21 protein-coding genes and 1 pseudogene are annotated in these 24710 nt (G+C 40.3%); 8 read left to right on the top strand and 14 right to left on the bottom strand.

The annotated features are described in order from the left end of the window. Window positions 1-325 precede the first annotated feature (325 nt). The 5 genes and pseudogenes from CV014_RS05690 to CV014_RS05670 all read right to left on the bottom strand — a co-directional run bounded on the left by CV014_RS05690 (window position 326) and on the right by CV014_RS05670 (window position 6551). Entirely contained in the window at window positions 326-1171 is an 846-nt protein-coding gene (locus tag CV014_RS05690) for an ABC transporter permease (RefSeq protein WP_236141138.1), read from the bottom strand. Continuing rightward, window positions 1099-2574 (bottom strand): ATP-binding cassette domain-containing protein, encoded by a 1476-nt coding sequence (locus CV014_RS05685; protein ID WP_236141137.1) that lies wholly within the window; start codon window positions 2572-2574, stop codon window positions 1099-1101. Before CV014_RS05685 ends, CV014_RS05690 begins: the two co-directional genes overlap by 73 nt. A 385-nt stretch (window positions 2575-2959) precedes the next feature. After that, complete coding sequence (locus CV014_RS05680) at window positions 2960-4003, bottom strand: 3-deoxy-7-phosphoheptulonate synthase (protein ID WP_236141136.1); 1044 nt, start codon at window positions 4001-4003, stop codon at window positions 2960-2962. A 197-nt stretch (window positions 4004-4200) separates the two neighbouring features. Beyond that, a pseudogene (locus tag CV014_RS05675) lies at window positions 4201-5858 on the bottom strand (alpha-amylase family glycosyl hydrolase). Window positions 5859-6173: 315 nt separating this feature from the next. After that, on the bottom strand, window positions 6174-6551 hold the full coding sequence (locus CV014_RS05670) for a DUF1823 family protein (RefSeq protein ID WP_236141135.1): 378 nt from the start codon (window positions 6549-6551) through the stop codon (window positions 6174-6176). A gap of 105 nt (window positions 6552-6656) precedes the next feature. Between CV014_RS05670 and CV014_RS05665 the strand changes: the two genes are divergently transcribed. Next, entirely contained in the window at window positions 6657-6962 is a 306-nt protein-coding gene (locus CV014_RS05665; RefSeq protein WP_236141134.1) for an acylphosphatase, read from the top strand. A gap of 7 nt (window positions 6963-6969) precedes the next feature. On the opposite strand, the gene CV014_RS05660 is transcribed toward CV014_RS05665, so the two are convergent. The 3 genes from CV014_RS05660 to CV014_RS05650 form a co-directional block, all read right to left on the bottom strand. Beyond that, window positions 6970-7341 carry a pentapeptide repeat-containing protein gene (locus tag CV014_RS05660; protein WP_236141133.1) on the bottom strand — a complete coding sequence of 124 codons (372 nt, stop codon included), beginning with the start codon at window positions 7339-7341 and terminating at the stop codon, window positions 6970-6972. A gap of 148 nt (window positions 7342-7489) precedes the next feature. Then, entirely contained in the window at window positions 7490-8476 is a 987-nt protein-coding gene (locus CV014_RS05655) for a zinc-dependent alcohol dehydrogenase family protein (protein ID WP_236141206.1), read from the bottom strand. Between the two features lie 148 nt (window positions 8477-8624). Next, the gene (locus tag CV014_RS05650) at window positions 8625-9413 is read right to left on the bottom strand and encodes a dienelactone hydrolase family protein (RefSeq protein ID WP_236141132.1); all 789 of its coding nucleotides are present in this window, start codon (window positions 9411-9413) and stop codon (window positions 8625-8627) included. Window positions 9414-9596: 183 nt separating this feature from the next. Between CV014_RS05650 and CV014_RS05645 the strand changes: the two genes are divergently transcribed. The 5 genes from CV014_RS05645 to hpsP all read left to right on the top strand — a co-directional run bounded on the left by CV014_RS05645 (window position 9597) and on the right by hpsP (window position 16617). Beyond that, window positions 9597-11714: a M3 family metallopeptidase gene (locus tag CV014_RS05645; protein WP_236141131.1), complete on the top strand. Its 2118-nt coding sequence runs from the start codon at window positions 9597-9599 to the stop codon at window positions 11712-11714. A gap of 457 nt (window positions 11715-12171) precedes the next feature. After that, a complete protein-coding gene (gene psaK / locus CV014_RS05640; protein WP_236141205.1) occupies window positions 12172-12432 on the top strand; it encodes a photosystem I reaction center subunit PsaK in 261 nt (86 codons plus the stop codon). Between the two features lie 486 nt (window positions 12433-12918). Further along, window positions 12919-13956 (top strand): hormogonium polysaccharide biosynthesis glycosyltransferase HpsN, encoded by a 1038-nt coding sequence (gene hpsN / locus CV014_RS05635; RefSeq protein WP_236141130.1) that lies wholly within the window; start codon window positions 12919-12921, stop codon window positions 13954-13956. 210 nt (window positions 13957-14166) lie between these two features. After that, window positions 14167-15342, top strand: coding sequence for a hormogonium polysaccharide biosynthesis glycosyltransferase HpsO (gene hpsO / locus CV014_RS05630; RefSeq protein ID WP_236141129.1), 1176 nt, complete (start codon window positions 14167-14169; stop codon window positions 15340-15342). A 90-nt stretch (window positions 15343-15432) separates the two neighbouring features. Then, complete coding sequence (gene hpsP / locus CV014_RS05625; RefSeq protein ID WP_236141128.1) at window positions 15433-16617, top strand: hormogonium polysaccharide biosynthesis glycosyltransferase HpsP; 1185 nt, start codon at window positions 15433-15435, stop codon at window positions 16615-16617. Here the strand turns inward: hpsP and CV014_RS05620 are convergent. The 5 genes from CV014_RS05620 to CV014_RS05600 form a co-directional block, all read right to left on the bottom strand. Next, window positions 16614-16961: a hypothetical protein gene (locus CV014_RS05620; protein ID WP_236141127.1), complete on the bottom strand. Its 348-nt coding sequence runs from the start codon at window positions 16959-16961 to the stop codon at window positions 16614-16616. The genes hpsP and CV014_RS05620 overlap by 4 nt on opposite strands. A 167-nt stretch (window positions 16962-17128) precedes the next feature. Beyond that, on the bottom strand, window positions 17129-18250 hold the full coding sequence (locus CV014_RS05615) for a substrate-binding domain-containing protein (RefSeq protein WP_236141126.1): 1122 nt from the start codon (window positions 18248-18250) through the stop codon (window positions 17129-17131). 1 nt (window position 18251) lies between these two features. Then, on the bottom strand, window positions 18252-18806 hold the full coding sequence (locus tag CV014_RS05610; protein WP_236141125.1) for a hypothetical protein: 555 nt from the start codon (window positions 18804-18806) through the stop codon (window positions 18252-18254). 116 nt (window positions 18807-18922) lie between these two features. Next, window positions 18923-19648 (bottom strand): hypothetical protein, encoded by a 726-nt coding sequence (locus tag CV014_RS05605; protein ID WP_236141124.1) that lies wholly within the window; start codon window positions 19646-19648, stop codon window positions 18923-18925. 24 nt (window positions 19649-19672) lie between these two features. Beyond that, window positions 19673-21385 (bottom strand): VWA domain-containing protein, encoded by a 1713-nt coding sequence (locus tag CV014_RS05600; protein WP_236141123.1) that lies wholly within the window; start codon window positions 21383-21385, stop codon window positions 19673-19675. A 375-nt stretch (window positions 21386-21760) separates the two neighbouring features. Here CV014_RS05600 and CV014_RS05595 point away from each other — a divergent pair, with 375 nt between their 5' ends. Together CV014_RS05595 and CV014_RS05590 are read left to right on the top strand one after the other, a co-directional pair. Next, the gene (locus CV014_RS05595; RefSeq protein WP_103136130.1) at window positions 21761-22399 is read left to right on the top strand and encodes a peroxiredoxin; all 639 of its coding nucleotides are present in this window, start codon (window positions 21761-21763) and stop codon (window positions 22397-22399) included. Window positions 22400-22606: 207 nt separating this feature from the next. Next, entirely contained in the window at window positions 22607-23191 is a 585-nt protein-coding gene (locus CV014_RS05590) for a Uma2 family endonuclease (protein ID WP_236141204.1), read from the top strand. An 8-nt stretch (window positions 23192-23199) separates the two neighbouring features. Here CV014_RS05590 and CV014_RS05585 read toward each other — a convergent pair. Then, the coding region (locus CV014_RS05585) for an NB-ARC domain-containing protein (protein ID WP_236141122.1) at window positions 23200-24710 on the bottom strand (1511 nt) is incomplete at its 5' end.

Raw genomic sequence — 24710 nt, 5'->3', positions numbered from 1 at the left:
TCGTTCCTAAGTAGAACGGTGTAAATAATTAAAGGTTTGTAGTGAGGACTTTAGTCCTTAAGAGAGGACTAAAGTCCTTACTACGAACTAAATTCAGTTTTTTTACATTACTTTACATAGTTTGGTTTTTTCAAGTCGTTCTACTTATATTAGAAATACAAGTTAGCCAATTGCTTATACCGACATAGACTTTTCTCCGAGACGCTAACGCGTAGCTTGCTTCCCTTGAGGGATGCTTCATCATCCTGGATAAAGCACGAAAGGCACAACTTCCTTACTATTTCTCAGGGGTTTTCAAGCTAACCTTGATCATTGTCTGTATAGTTCAACCTTTGATAAATTGACACAGGAATAGAATAAGAGTCATCCCCCCGATAATTTTCAGCATTGACAACCAACTTTCGTAGACATTAACACTGAAAATATCACCATAACTATCAAAAATACCTTGAATTAACAGGCGTACTTTTAATAAGTCTGCATTTAAAGATAAAGTTTTTTTAACTTTTCCAATCCCTGGAAATTCACATTTATTAAATACTTCCTGTTCATAACAATTACATTTGGCTAATTCTACTTTTGATAGTGTTTTATTTTTCTGTTTAGTTTTCTGCCAGCAGGGGTCATCAGCTACATCTGCACCCAACTCAGTCATTGACACCAAAGTCTCAAACGGATATTTGGTGAGCATGACTTGGTTGATGGCTTGTCCTACAGTGTGAAACTCATTCACGGGTAGAATACCGCCGCCGAATACTACCTGGGGAACTAACACCACAATTGTTAATAAGGGGGCAACACTTTGACTTGGTGAAATTGTTGATACTAACAAGCCTAATACCATGCTGCCAAATGAGGCTAAAAACAGACTACAATACATTCCTATCAAAATGTTATTGACTTGGGGAATGTTCACTGCCAGCACCATACAGATCAATAGCACCAGCGACTGGTAAAGTGCCAACATCAATGCTAAGTGCAGTTTAGATAAAATATAAGGAAGTACACCCAACCCTGCACTACGCTCACGGTGAAAAATTGCTCTCTCTTTGGCAATCTCTGGCATGGTAGCTAATGCTCCCGACATTACCGCCATGATCACTGTGACAAACAACATCGTAATTGCTTGTCCTGCATTCCAGTTTTTGTGCTGAATAAATCTGATTTCCACAGAGCAAAGTTCAGTGATCCCAGAATCGGCGCACCCAAAATTATCAGTGCCAAGCTTACCCTGTTTTTGAAGAGAATATTCAAATTACGCTGACACAATACTGTTAGTTGTTGATTAAAGTCCGGCTTTTCTGCTGATGGGCTGTTGTTTTGTGGAATCGTTTCTAGGCGATCGCTAATGAATTTTTTGTAGTAACCGGACAATACAAAATTTTTTTCCCATTCTTGGGGTGTGAACTGACGCTCTACTTTATCGTAGATAGCATCGAAATCTTGAACTTTGAAATACTGCAATGCCAGTTTCGATGGGCCAAAGTATGCCAATCTTCCACCCTTGGCCAAGAATATTACCATATCGGCAATCTCTACATTCTTAGTAGCGTGGGTGATCAACACTACGGTACTTCCAGCATTGGCTAAACTCCGTAGCAGTTCCATGATTTGCAATTCCGTGCCAGGATCTAAGCCTGATGTGGCTTCATCTAAGAAAAACAAGCGAGGATTACTAATTAACTCAACCCCTATGGAAACTCGTTTGCGTTGTCCTCCACTCAATCTGCCGATGGCTACATTCTGCCGTTGCGTCAGTTGCAATTGTTCTAGTACCTCTTGCACTCGCTGTTTCCTTTCTGCTGGCGATTGCGATGGCAACCTTAGCCGGGCCGCATAGCTGAGTGCTTCCACAACACTTAACTCTGGGTGAACTATGTCATCTTGTGGCACGTAGCCAACTTTATCTTTGAATGCACTGAAGTTAGTGTAAAGATTACTACCATTTACCAACACTTTTCCTCTGGCTCGGCGTTGTCCGTTCAGTGCATCCATCAAGGTAGACTTACCACCGCCACTGACTCCAGCTATTACAACAAACTCTCTGGGTAAGATGGATAGTGAGATATTATTGATTAGTGTTGTACCAAACAATGGACGACTGGATTTTCTTAAGTTAATTGCGTCTAACCTAAAGCCTGATTTGGTCTGCGATGTAGAATTTATGACTTGGGTTGGGGTAGTTGATGGAGATACTATAGTTGTTTTTGTTGTGGTAATTGTTACTTCAATAATTACATTACCAACTTGTACTAAAGATTCATTGGATAAAAGATAAACTTGCTTGGGTTGTAGTTTATCAGCCCCTAGTCTTGTACCTTGAGTAGTGTCTAAGTCCGCTAAATAGTATTGATGATTTTTTTTGAGAATAACGGCATGACGTACATCTATACTGGCATCGCTTATTCCTATTTGACTATCTTGACCACTACCAATAACTAAACACTTTTCGTCAACAAAATACGTATTATCAAATGAGTATTCCCGAACTGGATTAGTGTAGACAGTAAATTTGAGGGTCTGCATAATCGCATTTTTGTGATTTTTATCCAACTCAGAAGATGATACTGTCATTCAATTAAATGTATCAATCATTCAAGTATTTTTCTCATTTATTATTTTTGAAATCTGATCAAACAAATAAAATAGCCATTTTTCATGACCTGAGAAGAAATGATGTAAGTAGGTGTGTGGATAAAAATCAACTACATAGATTTTCTGACGGGGTGACAAAGGGGCTGAAGCTTATTCAGTAGAGGAGCGTGACCGTTTTAGGGTAAAAAAAGATAGGTCAAGTATTGTCAACAAGACCTACCAAATGATAATGATACCTAAATTCTGCACTAGCTGCTGTGAAAAGGTACTGACACCGACACAGTATAAGAAGTTAAGATTTTAACCATTTTCGCCAATCTACATTCGATTCTTGGCATAAAATCCAAAATGGTGTTAGCTGCTCTTACTTTAACTGTTCATGGGCAGCTAAAATAATTTTTTCTGTTTCTTCCCAACCGATACAGGGGTCAGTTACAGAAACCCCATACTTGAGTTCCTCTTTGGGACAATTAATTGGTTGATTGCCTTCAGATAGATGTGATTCTAACATCATCCCCACAATAGATGTGTTACCATCAATAATTTGTTGGACGACGTTTTCTAACACAGACGATTGTAATTTGTAATTTTTATTCGTATTGCCGTGGCTACAATCAATGACAATACGCGGCGGTAAATTAGCCTGTTTTAATTGTGTTTCTACCTGTTGTACACTCTCAGCATCAAAGTTAGGTTGACTACCCCCGCGTAAAATTACATGACCGTAAGCATTACCTTTAGTTTCAAATACACTCACCTGTCCTTTAGGATTAATTCCTAAGAAATTATGGGGAGTTCTAGCAGAATGCAAGGCATTTAAGGCAACTTGAATGTTGCCATCTGTACCATTCTTAAACCCTACAGGCATTGATAACCCACTGGCCATTTCGCGGTGAGTTTGGGATTCAGTTGTGCGTGCGCCAATTGCTGACCAAGTAATTAATTCGCCAATGTATTGCGGAATAATGGGATCTAAGGCTTCTGTAGCACTAGGCAATCCTAATTCTGACAATTGCACTAATAGTTTCCTCGCAATTATTAGTCCCTTTTCGACATGGAAAGAATCATCCATATTAGGGTCATTAATTAAGCCTTTCCATCCTACTGTTGTTCTGGGTTTTTCAAAATAAACCCGCATAATTAATAGCAGCTTATCTTGGACGCGATCGCTTAAATCTTTCAGTCGTTTTGCATACTCTAATGCCGCTTCTGGATCATGAATTGAACAGGGGCCAACTACTATAAATTTACGTCTATCTTGAAAGTCTAAAATTTGTTCTATTTCTTTGCGAAATCGCCAAACAGTTTGTTCCGCAGTTTTTGTTAAGGGTACTTTAGATTTTATTTCGTTAGGGGTTAAGAGAACGTGGCAATTTTTAATATTGGTGTTAAATAATTTGTTGTGCATGGAGAAGTTGTCTTGATGGTTGAGATGGATTTTTGAGTCCGATTAGTATCCATATTGTAAATGAAACACAGGATACAGATTCATTTACTTTTTTGGCAAGTCAGAAAAATCAGACATAACAGCTAGGGTTACGGCAATAAAAAAGGGAGAGTATTTCCTCTCCCTAGAAGTTGAACCTGAGATTTCGGTATATTTTATTACTGCCAAACGAATACTTTGGCTTCGTAAGGCCCAATATCAGTCATAATCCCATCATCACCAGCTTCTACGTCATAATCTCCTGTCCACTCGTGCCATGTACCACCACAGGGGAAATTAGGAACGTGATAACCTGCAAGGAAATTTTCGGAGAAATTCGCAACTACAACCACGCGAGAACCTTCTTCATTCCAACGACTGTAAGCTAATACCTTAGCTTCGTGATTTTCGTGAATAAAATCAATATTTTCTGTGTAGAGAGCGTGGTTATTTTTACGTAATTGAATCAAGCCTTTGTAGTATTCAAATAAACTACTATTTAGGTCATTACCTAAGAGTTGCCAATCTATTTTTGCTGATTCCTGCTGTTTAGGTTTGTATTCCCCAAATTCTTCACCCATCCAAATTAGGGGTACACCGACAGATGTTAATAGGATAGCTACGCCGAGTTTAGCGCGTTTAAAAGCTTCTTCGGCAAAAATATTGCGATCGCCTAACTCCACCATGAGATGATGATGGTCATGGTTAGTCAAGTAATTCACCACATTAGTTGCACCTAAAAAGCCTTGACGCTTACAGTCAATCACATCTTTGAGGTTCTCTAAGTCAAAGGTATCGCCGCAAATATGAGCTTTGATGGTGTGATAGAAGCTATCATGCCAACAGCCATCCATCGGCCCGTCAACATTAGTAATGCTAGTAGTTTCTGGGATGTGTTCTGCCACATTATAAAATGGTTTTGCACCGGCAGTTTTTTTAGTTTCCTGCACAATCCAGTGCATAAAATCATAGTTACCTAGTTGTCTAGCCGCATCATAACGAATGCCATCTATATGATATTCTTCAATCCAAAACCGCACCGTATCACCGATAAATTTTCGGGCTGGATAGATATCTAAATTTTCATCATAGAGTTCATAATTAAATTCTGGCCCCCAGTTATTATCAGGGTCACGGGGTGCATGGTGGTACCAATAATCATGGTCAATTTGTGTTAAGGGACTAGAGGCTTCTGAGTGGTTATAAATCCATCCATTAACACACGAATTCCCCGGTGATGACACTCATCAATTAAACGTTTTAAATCTGCTGTTGAACCATAGCTAGATTCTGTTGCAAAAAAATAGCGGGGATTGTAACCCCAACTATAATCACCAGGATATTCTTTCACAGGCATTAACTCAATAGCGTTGATGCCTAATTCACATAAGTAATCTAATTTCTCAATAACGTGTTTATATTTTCCCCGTGCATAGGGATCATCCTCACCACCAGAAAAATCACTGACGTGTAATTCATAAATTACTAATTCATGGTCGGCTGGTAAAGGTTGATCATCATATTGCCAGACATAAGTATCAACAATAATTTCCCCATCTTTGATGCGGATAACACCATTATCTTTGCCGCTTAATTCATCAATATCAGTTGCATAGGGGTCTGTGACATCAACCCACTGATCATCTTCAAAAAACCAAGAGTTTGTCTGTACCCGAAATTTATATTGATAAGTGCCATCTGCTAAGTCAACATGGGTACGAAAATAACCATCATCGCCTTTTTCCATAGGAATTTCCTGCCAATCTGAGAAATCCCCTATGACAGCCGCGCCTTTGTTATAGGGTGCAAATAACTTAAATTCAATGGAATTTTTCATGAAAATTTATCAAATTATGAAAAGTCAGTCATGATTATTTTCTAACTAATAATCAATTTGCAAATCAATCAGAGGATATAATTAATAGCTGAGTTCCTCTATCCTGAGTTTGAGTCTGTAATATATCAATAGGTCACTTATTAATCTATCTTCAAACAATTTTTCCTGAATCAGATACTCAGTAATTGTCTACTACCCACAGATATATATAAAAGCAAATATTCGGTAGCCATTTTATAGCATGATCACAACTTCTCAAATATGGAGCGCATTCTTTTGAAACTGTGATATTTACCGAATATTTGCTTTGATTAATTATTTACTTTGATCAATGGTTTGCTGCAAATGACTCAATAACCAATTAGCAGCAGTTGCTCTGCGAGTTTCCCGTGGTGTAAATGTGCCAATTTTGTACCCCTTAAAACCCAGCTTTTCCTTCGTAATTTGTTTATATTGTTGAGGAATAGAGCGAGTTAACTTCATAGTAGCAGGACGGCTATCTAAAAAATTGGGTGGTTCTGGATACTCATCTCGCCATTCTGCTGTAACCAAGCTGTTATCCCACTTGTCTGTTGTAGAGTCATAGCGATAACCCAAGTAATACCAGACTAATTGCATGACTGTTGCATCATCAATTTGATCATTGAGAATACCCCAGATAGTATCTGTATTGAGTGGTGGTAGTTCAGACATAAGCAACGCAGAATTGAAAATTTTACATTAGCAGTTTTAATTTAAAATATCAGTTCCTCAGTCACAAACCATGTAGACTGGTGATTGTAAAGTATAGATTGGTCAATGCCAAATCCTACACCACAAGCAAAACTAGTTCGCGCTCACGTCTTCATTTCCGGTAGAGTCCAGGGAGTAGGTTATCGTTACGCTACTGTCGAGACTGCTAGCCAGTTGGGTTTAACTGGTTGGGTGCGAAATCTTCCTGATGGACGCGTAGAAGCTGTATTTGAAGGGGCGCGGGAGGTTGTGGAAGAGATACTACGCTGGTGTCATGCTGGCCCCCCTGCGGCAGTGGTGCAAGATGTTAAAGTCGAATATGAACACCCGGAAGGCTTGCGGGTTTTTGAGGTGAAGCGCGTTATTGAGTAAAAAGCAATCATTCAAACTTGTGCATCTTTCGACTGACAGGATCAAAACCCTGAGAAAAGCGGGTGCTGTCATCGTAATAAGCACCTGTTAAATCTGCTCCATACAACTTGGTGAGATGAAGTTTAGCACCGCGCAGATTTGCCTCATTTAACTTCACACCGCATAAATTCGCTCTAGTCAAATTAGCATTAGCTAAATTGGCTCGACTTAAGTCTGCTCCCCAAAGTTTAGCTCTCGCGAGGTTAGCACCACTCAAGTCTGCTCCCCATAAATTTATCCCTGGTAAATAAGCTCTTATCAACTTAGCTCGAATTAAGTTGGCGGCGGGAAAATATCTCTCCCCTGCTGTATAACGCCGTTGAATATTCTCCGCATCCATAGATAATGTGTGGCTGTTGATTAATGAGTAATGAGTGCTGAGTGCTGTTAGCGGAAGTGGGGCGTTTAGCCCGTGCTGAGTAATGAGTAATGAGTAATGAGTAATGACTAATGACTAATGACTATTGACTATTAACCACTACTTTCCTTTACTCTACAACTAATACGGCTGAACCCTCAATTTTGCTGCTACGCAGCGCATCTAAGGCCTCATTTGCTTGAGTTAAGGGAAAGGCGTTAACTTCAGTATGTATGGGAACTTGCGGTGCTAAAGCTAAAAACTCTTCCCCATCTTGACGCGTCAAATTAGCTACAGACCTTAACACCCTTTCCTCCCAAAGAATACTGTAAGGGAAAGAGGGAATATCACTCATGTGAATTCCAGCACAAACCACCACACCACCTTTAGCCACAGCCCGTAAAGCCGCAGGTACAAGCTTCCCGACTGGTGCAAAAATAATGGCTGCATCTAGTGGTTCTGGCGGTAATACATCAGAGTCCCCCGCCCAGACTGCACCTAATTGACGGGCAAATTCTTGTCCTGCGATATCACCAGAGCGAGTAAACGCAAATACTTGGCGATTTTGATGATGGGCGAGTTGAATGAGGATATGCGCCGACGAACCAAAACCATAAAAACCCAACTTTTGCGCCTCACCAGTCATTCTATAAGCGCGGTAGCCAATCAAACCGCCACACAGCAAAGGCGCAACTTGCAAGTCGGAATAACTGGGGTCTAGAGGGAAGCAAAAACGATGGTCAGCTACAGTATATTCCGCATAACCGCCGTCTAGATTGTAACCTGTAAATTGAGCGCGATCGCACAAATTTTCCCGATGAGAAAGACAATAAGGGCAAGAATTGCAAGTATATCCCAACCAAGGCACACCCACACGTTGCCCAATTTGGAAGTTATGAACATCACCTGCAATCCCCTCTACAGTACCAACAATTTGATGTCCCAAAATCAAAGGTAATTTAGGGTGTGTCAATTCCCCATCAACTATATGCAAATCAGTCCGACACACAGCGCAAGCATGAACCCGAATCAGCAACTGTCCAGCATTCAAACCAGGTATTGGTACGTCAACTAATCGCAGTGGTTGACGCGGTGACTCCAAAATCATGGCACGCATATTGGGGAATGGGGAATGGGGAATAGGGAATAGGGAATTAATATTTCCCATATTAATTAAAGATTAATCCAGTATTCATATAACCTCCGCACTATTTCCCCATGCCCAATGCCCAATGCCCAATACCCAATGCCCCATTCGCAATGCCCTATTTACGGAATATCTCAGCGAAAAATTGCTGCATTGCTTGCCAGGAACGTTGGTCAGCTATGGGGTTGTATTCTGCACCTTTAATTTCACCTTTGGCATCTGGGTTGGTGAAACTATGGACTGTCCCACCATAGGAAATTAATTGCCAGTCTACATTAGCTTGACGCATTTCCGTTTCAAAGGCTTTTAGCTGTGTCTCTGGGATAAATGGGTCATCAGCACCATGTAATACTAAGACTTTCGCTTTGATATTCTTCGCATCGCCGGGGTTGGGGGTGTCTAAGTTGCCGTGAAAACTTACCACTCCGGCAATATTGGCACCGCTACGCGCTAACTCTAAAACAGTCCCACCACCAAAACAATAACCAATGGCGGCAATACGTTTGACATCGGTTAGGGGATTTGATTGTAAAACTTTTAACCCGGCATTAACTCTTGACCTTAATAAAGGTCGATTTTGACGGTATAGTGTCGCCTGTTTACCTGATTCTTCCGTAGTTTTGGGTCTAATACCTTTACCGTAAATATCAGCAGCAAAAGCCACATAACCCATTTTTGCTAATTGTTCAGTGCGTCTTTTAGCATAGGATTGTAAGCCATCCCATTCATGCACCACCAACACACCAGGACGTTTACCTTTAATGGCATCGTCATAGGCTAGATAGCCTTCTAAAACTGTATTCCCGTCTTTATATTCGATAGTTTTAGTTTGCAGTGCGGCTAACGCCTGACCAGAAGCTAAAAGTACGGCTATAGGTGTCAGTAAAACAGAGAGGAGTAATTTCATTTCTCAGCACCCAAGGTTATATCGGTATTGATTATCTCTGGAAAAGTGTCAAAACTCTATACCGTTTCTGTGACTTTGTGCTAAGTGTTAACACAGTTGATTGCCGTTATCACTACATGAAAAATAGAAAAAAATTACATTACAATCGATTTTTATCCTTCAACTGCTGCTCAAAATAAAACCATGAGTGCAAATACTTCTATTCCTAAAAATCCTCTACTCAAAGGTTCTGGCTTACCTCCGTTTGCTGACCTCACACCAAACCAAGTCATACCAGCCTTTGAGCAGCTGTTGGCAGAACTCGACCAACAACTTACCGCTTTAGAAGCTAATGTCCAACCCACTTGGAATGATTTAGTAGAACCCCTAGAACATCTGGGTGAAAAACTATCTTGGAGTTGGGGCATAGTTAATCATTTAATGGGTGTGAAAAATAGTCCAGAATTGCGTGAAGCTTATGAAACTGTACAACCCCAAGTTATACAGTTCATGAACAAACTAGGCCAAAGTCAACCTATATACAATGCTTTTAAACAACTCCGCGCTAGTGATAGTTGGCAGACTTTAGAGTCAGCACAACAAAGAATTGTGGAAGCAGCTATTCGTGATGCTGAACTTTCTGGCGTGGGCTTAGAAGGAGAAGCACGGGAACGTTTCAACGCTATTCAAATGGAATTAGCAGAACTTTCTACTAAGTTCTCTAACCATGTCTTAGATGCTACCAAAGCCTTTAGTTTAACCCTGACCACTAAAGAAGAAGTTGACGGTTTACCCCAAAGCTTACTCAGTTTAGCCGCACAAGCAGCACGCGCAGCAGGAGAAGAAACCGCCACACCAGAAAATGGCCCTTGGCGCATTACATTGGACTTTCCCAGTTACAGTCCTTTCATGCAGCATAGTACCCGCAGGGATTTGCGTGAAAAAATCTACACAGCCTACATCACCCGTGCTGCGTCTGGGGAGTTAGATAATCACCCCCTCATCGAACGAATTTTGGAATTACGCCAAGAACTAGCGAATTTATTGGGTTTTGAGAATTTTGCCGAATTGAGTTTAGCTAGTAAAATGGCTCCCAATGTCGAGGCGGTGGAAGCACTCTTAGAAGAGTTGCGTAGTGTCAGTTATGACGCTGCTACCCAAGATTTAGCTGCTCTCAAAGCTTTTGCTGCTGCTAAAGGTGCAGCCGAAGCCGAAAATTTGCGACACTGGGATTTAAGTTTTTGGGCGGAGAGACAACGGGAAGAAAAATTTGCTTTCACAGCCGAAGAATTACGTCCTTACTTTCCTCTCCCCCAAGTCTTAGCAGGCTTGTTTGGTTTAGTAAAGCGGCTATTTGGCATCACCGTCACCCCGGCTGATGGTCAAGCCCCAGTTTGGCATGAAAATGTCCGTTATTTCCAAATTGCGGATGAAACAGGTAGCCCCATCGCCTACTTTTATCTAGACCCCTACAGCCGTCCTGCTGAAAAGCGTGGTGGTGCTTGGATGGATGTCTGTATCAATCGCCGCAAGATTACGGACAATGGTGTAACGTCTATCCGCTTACCAGTGGCGTATTTAATTTGTAACCAAACGCCGCCAGTGGATGGTAAACCCAGCTTGATGACTTTCTATGAAGTTGAAACCCTGTTCCACGAATTTGGTCACGGTTTGCATCATATGTTGACTAAGGTTGACTACAGTGGAGCATCGGGTATTAATAACGTCGAGTGGGATGCAGTTGAATTACCGAGCCAGTTTATGGAAAACTGGTGTTATGAGCGCACCACTTTGTTTAGTATGGCGCAGCATTATGAAACTGGTGAACCGCTACCAGAGCATTATTATCAAAAACTGCTAGCAGCGCGCAATTACATGAGTGGTAGTGCCATTTTGCGGCAAATTCACTTTAGTAGTGTAGATATAGAATTACACTCTCGCTATCGTCCAGGTGGGAAAGAAACCGCCGCCGATGTGCGTCACCGTGTAGCTAAAACTACGACTGTGTTACCCCCACTTCCAGAGGATGCGTTTTTGTGTGCCTTTGGGCATATTTTTGAAGGTGGTTATGCGGCAGGTTACTACAGTTACAAGTGGGCTGAAGTGCTAAGTGCAGATGCTTTTGCAGCCTTTGAAGAAGCGGGACTAGAAGACGAGGAAGCGATTAAAGCCACCGGTAGACGTTACAGAGATACTGTACTAGCTCTTGGTGGTAGTCAACACCCCATGCAGGTGTTTCAATCATTCCGTGGTCGTCAACCAAGTACAGCGTCTTTACTCAGACATAACGGGTTGTTGGAAAATAGGGGTGTAGGGGTTTAGGGGTGTAGGGGTGTAGGGGAAATAATCAATATAAATCCTCACACCCTTACACCCTCACACCCTCACACCCTCACACCCCTAAAAATAAAAAACCCCTACTTTCGGGTAGGGGATTGGTCATTAGTCATCACTTGTTAGCGATCGCCTCCAATATATTGGTTTTTCGGATGATGGCGATCGCATCACAACTTAAAGAATTATAACAATAATCTTCATCAAGATGTCAAAGTAGATACAACATCAAGAACTTAGCTTTAGGACTCATATTTAACTTTTCAGCGATAAATCGCAACTACAAACCCCTCATTTATATTTAATACGTCAGACCACTAAATTTATGAAGTATTGAAAATGAATGTTAAATATTGATGCAAAATCGGAATTTCTCTTGAATTTATTGCGGGATTTTTCAGATGATATCCTCAATCATCAAAATAAATGTCAGGAGCTTATTCAGGTGTTAACTTCAACCTTACTCGCTGCTGCAACTGCGCCATTGCAATGGAATCCCTCAATCGGCATTATCATGATTGTTGCCAATATCATTGCCATTGCCTTTGGTAAATCCAGCATCAAACATCCCAGTTCAGAACCCGCTTTACCTTCTGCTAATCTCTTCGGTGGCTTCGGTTTACCTGCATTATTAGCAACTACTGCGTTTGGTCACATTTTAGGAGCAGGAACAATCTTAGGACTGCACTATCTAGGTAGATTCTAGTACAAAAAACCAAGAAATAAACACTCCAACCGCAAAAGTTTTTTGCTCATTTCAGGTGGTATCTCTACTTACTCCATGCTGAACTAAATAATTTAGTTATTGATTGTTGTGTCTGTATCTATGAACCAGAGAAAATATTCCCTGGTTCTTTTTTTGGCAATTGATTTTAATGTGAATTAAAGTCTTGTAATTCTGTAGACATTTGTAGGGGTGGGTTCACAGAGATCATCGTTAATCGTTCGTTAGGGACTTCCAGATAAAAAAATATCTAAACTGTAGGGTGCGTCAGTTGTGGTGCGTCTGCTACGGTAAGGTCAATCTAAACTTGGTTGACTAGAGAGCGATCGCTGTGGTGTAGTTTGCTTCCTATAGGCTAGAGGAACTAAAATGATATCGCACGCAACATACTCTAAAAATTATACGACTTTAGTGTTTGAGATTTAAGTAGATGTAAACCTAAATAAAGGGTATAAAAACGTTAAAATTATGGAATTTTCTGATTCTTCCACAAATCATCATCCCTTAGTGACTGTAATTATCCCTACCTATGGGCGAGAAGAACCACTGCGAGATAGCATTGCAGATGTTTTAAATCAAAATTACCCAAATTTTGAAGTTTTGGTAGTAGATCAATCACCGACGCATCAAGCAGACATACAAAGCTATCTGGAAGAATTAGCCGCAAAAGCAAAAATTAAATGGTTTCGCTTAAGTTGGGCGAGTTTACCAGGGGCGCGAAATTATGGGGTGAGAAGGTCTGCGGGTGAAATTATTATTTTCATTGATGATGATGTCAAATTAACGCCTGACTATATCTCAAATCATGTCAAAAATTATCTGCAAAGCCCAGAGATAGGGGCGGTAGCTGGACGGGTGTTTGACAGAATGAAATTAGGTGAGTCTAAGGGAGAGTTTGAGATTGAATATTTACCCCCAGAGGCCATGAACCCTGGGATTGCTTGGTATCATATCGATTTAGTACATACCATTAAGCCCCAACAAGTGTTAAGTGCGAGGGGTTGTAATATGTCTTTCCGGCGGGAAATCTTCACTAAGTATGGACTGCGGTTTGATGAGAGATTTAGGGGTAGTGCTGTCCGAGAAGAATCAGATTTTTGTCTGAGGTTCCGCCAGACAGGATATAAAATTTGGTATGACCCAGAGGCTTGTTTAGTCCATTTAGGAGAAGAAACAGGGGGGTGTCATGATATTAGTATGCGATCGCTCGAATATCAATTCACCTTCTACCACAATCATTTCCTGATGGCGATGAAAAACCTCACCGTTAGCCAAGCGTTACGTCTATACGCCAGGTTATTTGATTGTCACGTCCTTGGTCGTCCCCCCTGTCATAAAAGTGGTTCACCAATTAAAGTTTTAACCCGTGGTATTTTCTATATCTTGGGTTTTTTCAATGCTTTACGGAGTCTTATCCGATCTCTTTGGGATGATGGACAAATTTATAGTCGTCTTGATCAAGAATCAATAACTAAGAGTTCAGAGTCATTAGTCATTAGTCGTTAGTGAAAACTAAGTAATTCGGTGCGAAAAAACCAAACTACATTAAGCAATGTAAAAATTGGGAAATTCGTTTTGTAGTAAGGACTTTAGTCCTTATTTGTTTGCGGAGTGTCTCTAAGAGAGGACTGAAGTCCTCACTACCAACCCTAACCTTTAATTATTTCCACCGTTCTACTTAATTAAGTATTGACAGCTAAATAGTAGTAAATATTTATGAGAATCTTAGTTGCAAGTCATACGTATATTGTAGACCTCAACTGTGAAAAGTTGCGTGCCTTATCTCAGTTAGAACCAGGGATTGAAGTAACAGCTGTAGTTCCTAAAGTCTGGAAACCTGGCGGTGTACAAAATAAAGTCATTGAAACTCAATATCGGGATGAAGGGAAATTTAAAATAGTTCCAGTTACTAACTTTAGTCAAAATCATCAAGGCTTACTAACATTTGGTGCTGATTTAATCTCCTTGTTGCGACAATTTCGCCCCCAGATCATTCAAGTAGAACAGGGTTCTAGGAGTTTAGCTTATACTCAGATGATTTTCTTAAATCAGTTATTAGGACTAAAGGCGAAAAATATCTTTTTCACTTGGTGGAATTTACCTTACGAATTAAAACCACCAATAGCTTTACTAGAAAAATATAACCTCAATCATAGTCACGGTATTATTTCCGGTAATCAGGATGGGGCGGAAATTTTGCGACAAAGAGGTTATCAAGGTGCAATTAAAGTCATGCCACAATTAGGTGTTGACGAAACACTATTTACACCCAAATCACAACCGGAATTAGCCGCTAAGTTGGGTATTGCAGCGAATGATTTTGTTGTCGGGTTTGTGGGGAGATTTGTACCTGAAAAGGGTTTATTAACACTTTTGCAGTCTTTAGTAATACTAAAAGATAAAAATTGGAAATTATTGTTACTAGGGCGTGGCATTTTAAAAGAAGAGTTAGTGCAATTAGCAGCCGAAAATAATCTACAAGATAGAGTGATATTTGTAGAAAGTGTACCTCATGATGAAGTTGCTAATTATATTAATTTGATGAATACCTTAGTGCTACCATCAGAAACCACCTATCAATTTAAAACCCTGACTTCCGTTGGTTGGAAAGAACAATTTGGTCATGTAATTATTGAAGCTATGGCGTGTAAAGTTCCTGTGGTTGGTTCTGACTCAGGCGAAATACCTTATGTAATTGGTGAAGCTGGTATGGTATTTCCTGAAGGTAAAGCAGAAGCTTTAGCAGACTGTTTATTACAACTAATAGAAAAGCCAGATTTAGCACATAAATTAGCTGAATTGGGATATCAAAAAGCAATGACTCAATACACAAATAAGGCTTTAGCCAAGCAGCAGTTTGAGTTTTATCAGTCAATAGTCAATAGTCAATAGTCATTACTTATTACTCAGCACTCAGCACCGGCTAAACGCCGCGCTACCGCTAACAGCACTCAGCACTCATTACTCCTCCCTTGTCTAAAGATGAAAATTTTACAAATTGTTCCCTCTATTTCTTTGGTTTATGGTGGCCCTAGTCAAATGGTTTTGGGATTAGCACCTGCTTTAGCTAAGGAAGGTGTGAAAGTTACGGTAATAACTACAGATAGTAATGGTGATACTGGTCAAAAACCTCTAGATGTACCTTTAAATGTTCCCATTTCACAGGATGGGTATGAAATTATCTATTTTCGCTGCGCGCCATTTCGTCGCTATAAATTTTCTCTAGATTTACTCAAATGGTTGAAAAATCATGCTAGTGAGTTTGATATAGCGCATATTCACGCTTTATTCTCGCCTGTAAGTAGTGCGGCGGCTTTAGTATGTCGTCAGGAAAATTTACCTTATATTTTACGTCCTTTAGGTACACTTGATCCGGCTGATTTATTAAAGAAAAAACAATTAAAAAAGCTATATGTAGAAATTATTGAAAAGGGTAATTTAGCTAATGCGGCTGCGATTCATTTTACAAGTGAGCAAGAAGCGAAAGTATCAGCAAGATTTGGTGTTAATACAAAAGATTTAGTGATTCCTTTGGGTGTAATTCCGCCTCAAATTTCCCCTGAGAATGCTAAAACTTTCATCAGTGGGGAATGGGGAATAAAAGAGAATATCCCTTGGGTGCTATTTATGTCACGGCTTGACCCAAAAAAAGGGCTAAATCTGCTGATTCCAGCTTTGGAGAAGCTGCTAGAGTTAGGAAATAATTTTCATTTTATTTTGTCTGGTGCGAGTCCCCAAGACCCAGATTATGAACAAAAAATTAAAGACCAAATTGCTAATTCGCCTTTAAAATCTCACACTACAATTACAGGTTTTGTCACTGGTGAATTAAAAACCAGGTTATTACAGGCGGCTGATTTATTTGTTTTACCTTCCTACTATGAAAACTTTGGTATTGCTGTTGCTGAGGCAATGGTAGCAGGAAAACCCGTGGTAATTTCTGACCAAGTACATATTTGGGAACAGGTGCGAGATAGTGAATCTGGTTGGGTGGGAACAACAAATGTAGAATCGTTGGTGGAATTACTACAAACAGCTTTGCAAAATCCCCAAGAATGTCAGCGTCGGGGTTTGAATGCGAGAAATTATGCTTTAGAAAATTTTAGCTGGGATGCGATCGCACGCCAAATGATTCAAGCTTATAATCAGTTGACCGTAAAAATTTAGTCATTAAATTGTTGGCGTTCTGTTTTCATCACTTTTCCTTCTGCATCAAAGTGTATTGTAAAGTCAAACCACGCAAAATCACCAAATGGTGCTGCACCATCTTCACCATAATGCCATGAACCGCCATCTTCTGATGAATACTTCGGTGTTGGTAAAATTTTCGATACTTCAAATTTGGTCATTCCTGGTTTGATACTCTCGAACTTCTGCACTGTAAAACCTGGAGGTGATTGAGTATCAATTAAAGGATAGAAGATAAACTCACTTTCTGAGCCAGTGAAGAAAATCCCTACAAATAAAACGAAGATTACGAAAAATACTATCAATCCTTTGGTTAATTCCATTTTTAACTCACATCACGCAATTCAAAAATTAGGGGTTTAAGTCCACGACTTCTATCAAGCAACCAGTGTTATGACTCTTTCTAAATTCCCGTTACAATACGGAAAAAGCGTTAGCGTAGCGGGACGTTAGTCCATTGCGAATTGCGAATTGCGAATTGCGAATTTCCCTAATTCGCCCTTTCCCATTGACGTTGAATTTCTGTAATTGTTTTACTATCAGGTGGTGGAAGAATTTTCACACTCGGCTTGACTTCTACACCAGGAATATTGTGATTCCACGGACTATTCGGTACAGTCTTTAAGTCAACGTTATTATTCATCGGACGAAAACCATACTGAACAAATACAGCCTGTTGTTCTGGTTGGGTGAGAAAGTCTAAAAATCTTTTGGCGGCTTTTGCTGTCCCTGCGTCTACGTCTCGCCTGACAATTGCGGCGGTGGCGGTAGTTTCAATTGACGGGTCTAAATAATAAACTTGGTATGGTCTACCTTTACTGACGGCTGATTGTTGCCAACGATATAAAGCTACACTTTCATATACAGTAGCGACATCAGCATCATTAGCACCTCTCACAATAAATTCTTGTAGGAGAATATCTGTAGAACGAGGTGGTTGATAAACTGATTTTTTGATTAAACTAAATAGCGTTTGTATTGATGAATTGTTAAAACTATCGGCGTTAATAGCACCACCTAATTTTGATTGTGTCCACAAGTTTAAAGTCAACTGACCGCTACTAGACCGCGTGGGGTCGGTGGTGACAAAATCAAAACTACCCCAGTTACTTGCACCGCCAACTTTTCCCCAGTTACCAGCTTGCATTGCTTGTTCTAGTTTTGACCATTGAAAGCGTCCATTGGGAAAAAGAACTTTACCCCTTTCCGGCCAAGCAATACCTACAAGTAGAGTTTTAGCTAGTGGTTGAGGAGTTTCATAAAAGGGTTCGTTTTGGGTGGTAGTGCGGAGGCGATCGCCCAATTCTGTTAAAATTTCTCCATTGGCTGGAATTAACACCGCAGGTTTAAAATCATTTTTCTGGTCAACATAATTGTTTATCATATCTTGTGAACCCTGAAACTTGAGTTCTAACTTGATATTGGGGTTTTCTTGCTCAAATTTAGCTTCGAGTTGTTGTAGTGGTTCTTGTAGTTCTGTCCCGCTAACAATGACCACTGTTTGCTGTAAACCAGGAATTGGGGCGTAAGTTAAACCTAATGCTGCTGCGATAATCGTAATAGAGGTAAAAACTTGTTTTTTGCGCTTGAATTGAGATTTTTTGCTTTTCATATTATTTTGTTTTACTGAAGAAGTAACTAGCGGTAACTAGCGTCAACACAAATATAATCAGAGTAATCAAAGAGAATAAAGCTATCGAAAAGATAATAATAATGTTGAGACCTACTAAGGTTGTCAGAAAATCTAAAGCACTCAAATAAGTATCTTTAACTGTGATTTCTAGGGATGCTTGACCATTATTGCTTAGTAGGGTTTCCAGCCGTTGTTTATCTGTTAATGCCATTTTTAAATTACTTCCGTAAAAATATAGTTCTTCTCCTTGATTATTGGTTTGGAGATAAATATAAGTCCCTTCAGGTAAATCTTCTTTAAAGACATACTCTTCTAGCTCCACGCCAGTTAATCTAAATGATGTAGGCGTATTTGACCACAAACCATATAAATGGCTAAACTGCTGCTGACATTTGACATAATTCGGCTCAATTCGTTGACATTTTAAGTTAACTGATTTACCCAGCGTCAATACCAACATAGGGATAACTATCAACGACTCTGCAACGACGACAGCAAAGGTAAATTTTTTGAGAGGGCTGATTTTCTTCTTCATGTATATTCTGAATGAAGGTGAAGAATCCCAGGGTTATCAATACAAACAAATTTTGCGGTTAAAAAATTAGATTTTCGATTTTGAGGGCTAAAGCCCTTACTACAAACTGAATATAATTATTGTCTTACTACTAAATATAGATTTTCTGCAAGGCTATTGAGTTCATCAGCAATTAATTGCAAACCATTAATTTGCTCAGAGTCAGTTAAATCAGATGTACGTAATCTTGTTTGCAGTTTTTGCAATACACCAGCAAAATCTTGAATTAGAGTAGCAATATTGATGACTCTAGCTAGACGACTATCTTCACCTTCTTGTGCTAACTGTATGTTACGTTTTAAACTCTCTGCTAATTGATTCAGATGTCGTTTAGCAACACCAGAACTATTTGGTAATTTGGTTTTGACTTCTGTAAGTTGCTGTTGTAAAGCTTCGATAGAAAGGAGTGAATTTGTGTGATGTAGACTAACTCCTAATTTATCAAGTTTACCAGGAAGTTCGGCGGCGCGATCGCAACTCATTAAAACCGTTGTCAATAGTTCCACATGAAAGGTATCAGTTAATAGTTTCTGCACCTCTAAGCGCATAGCATTAGCTTGATTAGCTAATGCCAAAGCCGATGATTTAACTGTTAATATTTCCCGTTCCAACGCTGGGTTATCTAACTCTAATATTTCACCTTCACGAGACTTGAAAAAACTCGCACCAGCCACCGCCACACCAGTCGCCACAGGTATCATTACCAAACTAGACAAATTCCCCAACCGCACCCCAACAAATAGAGTTAAACCACCAACTAAAACAGCCACCGGATAATACAACGGATTCACTAACTTCACCATAAAAAACTCCGCGTACCTTTGCGTTTAAAACTCCACCTGCAAATCAGACATCAACCGCGAAATCGTCTCTGGATTACCTTGAGAATAATACCCCCCATTCGATTCAGCAATTTTTTTCAAAGCATTAGGATTAAACTCACCCTCTTGACCATAACCAATTGTAAAAAAGCCAATTCTTTGGTCAGTAGAAAAACCACTTTTTTGCAATTCAGTTGATAGTTGTTCTAAAGAAGTTTGCGAACCAGAATCCTCACCATCCGTTAAGATTAAAACCCCATTAATGGCATTTTGACGACGATTTTTTTGTAACCAATCGCGTGCATAAATTGCCGCATCATATAATTTTGTTCCACCATCGGCTCTTAGTCCACTGATAAATTGCAGACCGCGATCGCGCCCTTGGGGTGTACCATCTACTAACACTGGGGGACGAATATCAGAATCAAAGTCTATAAGGGCAATTTGCTCCTTAACTCCCAAGTTCTTCACATAATTTAATAAAGTGTTTTGTACTGCTGGTAGCTTATTTCCTTCCATTGAACCGGAAGAATCGACCACTACCACCACTAACGATGGTTTCTTAGACGCTTCTTGCCAAGACTTCAACATTGCATCCACCACCTCTGGTTTTGGTGGTCGGAGGGAATCATACTTAGCTTGAGAGTCCACACCAAAATCTGGCGCAAACTTTCCACCCAAAGCCACACCAGGAGTTCCCGGCCTTAAACCCAAATCGGTAGCAATTTTTTGAGTTTCCGGCGATCGCCAGTAGGTGATAAACTTTTCTGCGGCAGCTTTTTCATCCCCACTCACCCAAGGCGCATTCGGTATAATTGCCCGCATATTAGAAGTAAACGTCACTTTGGGATACACGGCTGTATAACGCTGTTGTCCTGGTTGTAAGCTAGAATTCGCCGTAATCACACTAGACTCATACACAGACCCCACAGAAGCCCAAAACGGCCCATTTTTTACCATCGCTTGGGCTAGAGAATTAGTAGAAACCCCGTAACGGGTAATCTTACTTTGAATTTGCTGAATTTGCGCCTGAAACTTCTGCACATCAGCAACTGTCAACTCTTCTGGACGTTTACCCGATACACTGGCATATTGAGCGACCAAGGTTTGTAACCCAGAATTAGAACGTGTTGGCGCGGTATGGACATAGTTAACTGTTAACGCTGGTGCAGTTGGGTCAATATCTTTGTGAGTTTTCGCCGTCACCAAAGCCTGATAAGGATCAGCGACTTTCTTCAACCCTTCAGCCACATCTGGCTGCGCCATAAACACCATTGGCGTGTTTGCTATTAACTGGGCATCGGTAATTTCTGGAATATAATTTTGCCCTGGATACAGTTGGTTAATGCGGTAAATTAGCTGACTGTGATATATATCTCCATCCAGAGAAATAATCGTGGGTAATTCCGGCGCATCTGCTGATAAAGTACCATTTTTCAACTGAGTAGCAGAATTAACTACCTGGGTAACTACGTCGCCGCTACCCTGCGCCTCACAACTTACCCGAAATGCTGTCCCGTTATCTAACTTCGGTTGAGTCGCATTAAAATTTTTTGCGGCTTGGGTGCAAAAATCACCCAAAGCACTACCCACCAAAAGCTTAACTTTCAAACCCGTAAAATTATCATCAGAGTTGGCATTACCATTACAAGCGGTTAGTAACAGTACACCAAAGGCTGCTGTCAAACGCTTAATTGACCAAGACCCTTTGAAAATCATGTATTTATTAGGGAATAGGGAATGGGGAATGGGGAAGAAACTGTTTTGATTTTTACTGATGTATTGTAAAAGTCAAATAGGTATCCCGCATCACTGACTTTCGATGATTACATACCTCTACAAACCACAAACCCTATGCAGACAATTCCCGAAAAGGTATCAAATTATTTAGTTCACGGTGTAGAAAAAACAAATACATCCCATTTGTGCAATAATCAGAATCCGTGAGTTATCGTTCCCTATCTGAAATAGCCTTTTAGCTGCGAAAAAGTTAAAATTTTGTTACAAAGCACTAAAAGCCGATGGGGAAACCGATGTTGTGTCATGACGACACGGTAAAATACATAAGCCTTACTTAACTACAGGGAATCTTATATGGCTCTCCGTCTTGGTGATACAGTACCCAACTTTACACAAGCGTCTACACATGGCGACATAGATTTTTACACATGGGCTGGTGATAGCTGGGTAGTGCTGTTCTCTCACCCTGCTGACTATACACCAGTTTGTACAACTGAATTAGGTACAGTTGCGAAACTCAAACCAGAATTTGACAAGCGCAATGTGAAAGCGATCGCTCTCAGTGTTGATGATGTAGAATCTCACAATGGCTGGGTCGGTGACATCGAAGAAACTCAAAGCACCACCCTTAATTACCCCATTTTGGCAGACGCAGATCGTAAAGTTTCCGACCTTTACGACATGATTCACCCCAACGCTAACGCAGCTGTCACAGTGCGTTCCGTATTTGTAATTGATCCCAACAAAAAACTGCGTCTTTCCTTCACCTACCCCCCCAGCACCGGACGTAACTTTGATGAACTGTTGCGGGTAATTGATTCACTACAACTCACCGATAACTACAGCGTAGCTACCCCTGCTGACTGGAAAGATGGTGATGATTGTGTGATTGTACCTTCTCTCAAAGACCCAGAAGTATTGAAAGAGAAATTCCCCAAAGGCTACCAAGAAATTAAACCCTACTTACGGATGACTCCTCAGCCTAATAAGTAATGAGTGCTGTTAGCGGTAGCGCGGCGTTTAGCCGGTGCTGAGTAATGAGTGCTGTTAGCGGCGTTTAGCGCGTGCTGAGTGAAAATCAGTATTCAGTGTTGAGTAGATGAATTTTTACGTAGTTTCTTATATAAGACGCAAAGCTTTATCTTTGCGTTTTTTTGTATTTACGTAAGAATGGAAAATAAAGTCGGATGTTGAACTATGATGCTGTCATCTCCTTTTGTGATCCAAATGCCACCATCAATGCAAATGACAGATGAACAATTCTTTGATTTCTGTCAAGTAAATCGTGACTTACGCATTGAAATGAATCAGTTCGGAGAAATTTCAATTATGCCGCCTACGGGTTCAGAAACAGGAAATCGTAACTTTAATGTAGCTTTACAGGTAGGAGTTTGGTCAGAAAAAGATGGTACAGGTATTTGTTTTGACTCCAGTACAGGCTTTACATTATCCACGGGTGCAAAACGCTCTCCTGATGCTTCCTGGATGAAATTAGAACGTTGGAATGCTTTATCATCAGAACAACAACAGGTATTTGCACCCATTTGTCCTGATTTTGTCATTGAACTGCGATCGCCTAGCGACAACCTCCAACCCCTGAAAGATAAAATGGCAGAATATATGCAAGAGTCAGGGGTACAGTTAGGTTTTTTAATCGACCGCAAACACCGCCGAGTTTATATTTATCGTCCTGGTCAACCTGAAGAATGTTTAGAAAATCCTGAGACAGTTAGCGCAGATCCAATTTTACCAGGATTTTCCTTGAATATGTCTAAAATTTGGTAGCAATATTATTATCCTAATCGGTTAATAATTGTTGTGATATTGCAAGCAATATAACCAATTGTTAAAGGGGATTTATTATTTAAAAGTAATAGAATTTGCTGGAGATTTTGTACGAGATTTGCCCCATAAATCTGCCAGAGTTTTTCTTGTAGTTGATGCAAAATGCGATCGCCTACAATATCATCGCTACCCGGACGCAATAACCAATGGGTTCGCAGAACTTTAAAATCAGCGATATTTTGACTCTGCACCACCTGAATTATCTCTTGAGTCCCACGTTCTACTAATTCATCGGTGACAATTTTCATCACCAGTGGTTGTAAGGTAAAAGCTGGTGCATCACTACAAATCCATTTTTCTAAAAGCGATCGCCTTTCTAAACTGACAATAGCATCTAAAATTGTAGCTGGGTCGAGAGAAATCAGTAAATGAGTTTGCAAGCGGCTAAAAGAGATTGGTTGTTGCCAAATTGCTAACCAATAGAGAATATTTTGTTCTAAATCACACAGTTGCTCAAACTGTTGCTTCAGGATAACACGCAAGCGATCGCCAATTACTATCGCATTTTGACTCAGAAAAGCCGCAATATTCCCACCAAACACTGACTGAATCAACGGCGTAACAAGCTTGAGTGCCAAAGGATTGCCGCGATAAAGTTGAATTAGGGGTGATAATCCGATTTCCTTACCTGTAAATCCTCTGGCTTGCAATAGTTTCACCGCATCATCTTTTGGTAATCCTGTTAACGTGAGACTGCGAACCGTTTTAGTATTCGATTCAATAATATTTGGTTGTTCTCGACTGGTGAGGATAATGCAACTTTGATGATGAGCGCGGATTAATTGCTGGATAAATTGATGATAGTGTTTTTCTGACTCATCCAACCCATCTAGAATCAACAAACACCGACGCTGTTGCAGATGATGGATGAGTTTTGCGGTATCTGAGAGAATATCATCAACCGGAGTTTGCTGAAAGGTGTGGAGGAGTCCATCCAAAAGGGAAACTAGGGATGGTGTAAAGTGAAGAGTTTTCCAGATTAACCCATCAAATTTTAACTGAATGCGGTCAGCTAAAGCCAGAGCCAGAGACGTTTTGCCAATGCCAGCAATCCCTGTGATGATGATTAGTTTACAGCGATCGCCTAAAATCCATTCTTCTAACTGAGTTAATTCTTGATTACGTCCGTAAAAACTTTCAACATCAGGTGCTTCATCCCAGTCGAGGTATTGTGTAGAAGTTTCCTCGAAGTCTGCATTAGGGATTTCTACGATACTTTGCCAATCGTTAATGCCAACAGCGTGACAAATAGCGATGAAAATTTCTTGCTGAATGCGATCGCCCTGCCAAAATCGCCGTAAAGTAGCTCTAGAAGTATGAGCATCTTGCCACCAACGCGCCGTACTAGTTTTCGTCCAGCCAAGACGTTTCCGCGCCTTGTCTACAATTCCCAGTCCAGTTGTTGATGCTTTGAGCGAGTTTGACATATATCTGTTAACTGAGCAGATCGTCTCTATTT

The sequence above is a fragment of the Nostoc sp. CMAA1605 genome (assembly GCF_021596505.1).
In the GTDB taxonomy this organism is placed as follows: domain Bacteria; phylum Cyanobacteriota; class Cyanobacteriia; order Cyanobacteriales; family Nostocaceae; genus Trichormus.
The sequence above is the reverse complement of the archived record's forward strand: the minus strand, read 5'-3'. Positions and strand labels throughout refer to the sequence as shown.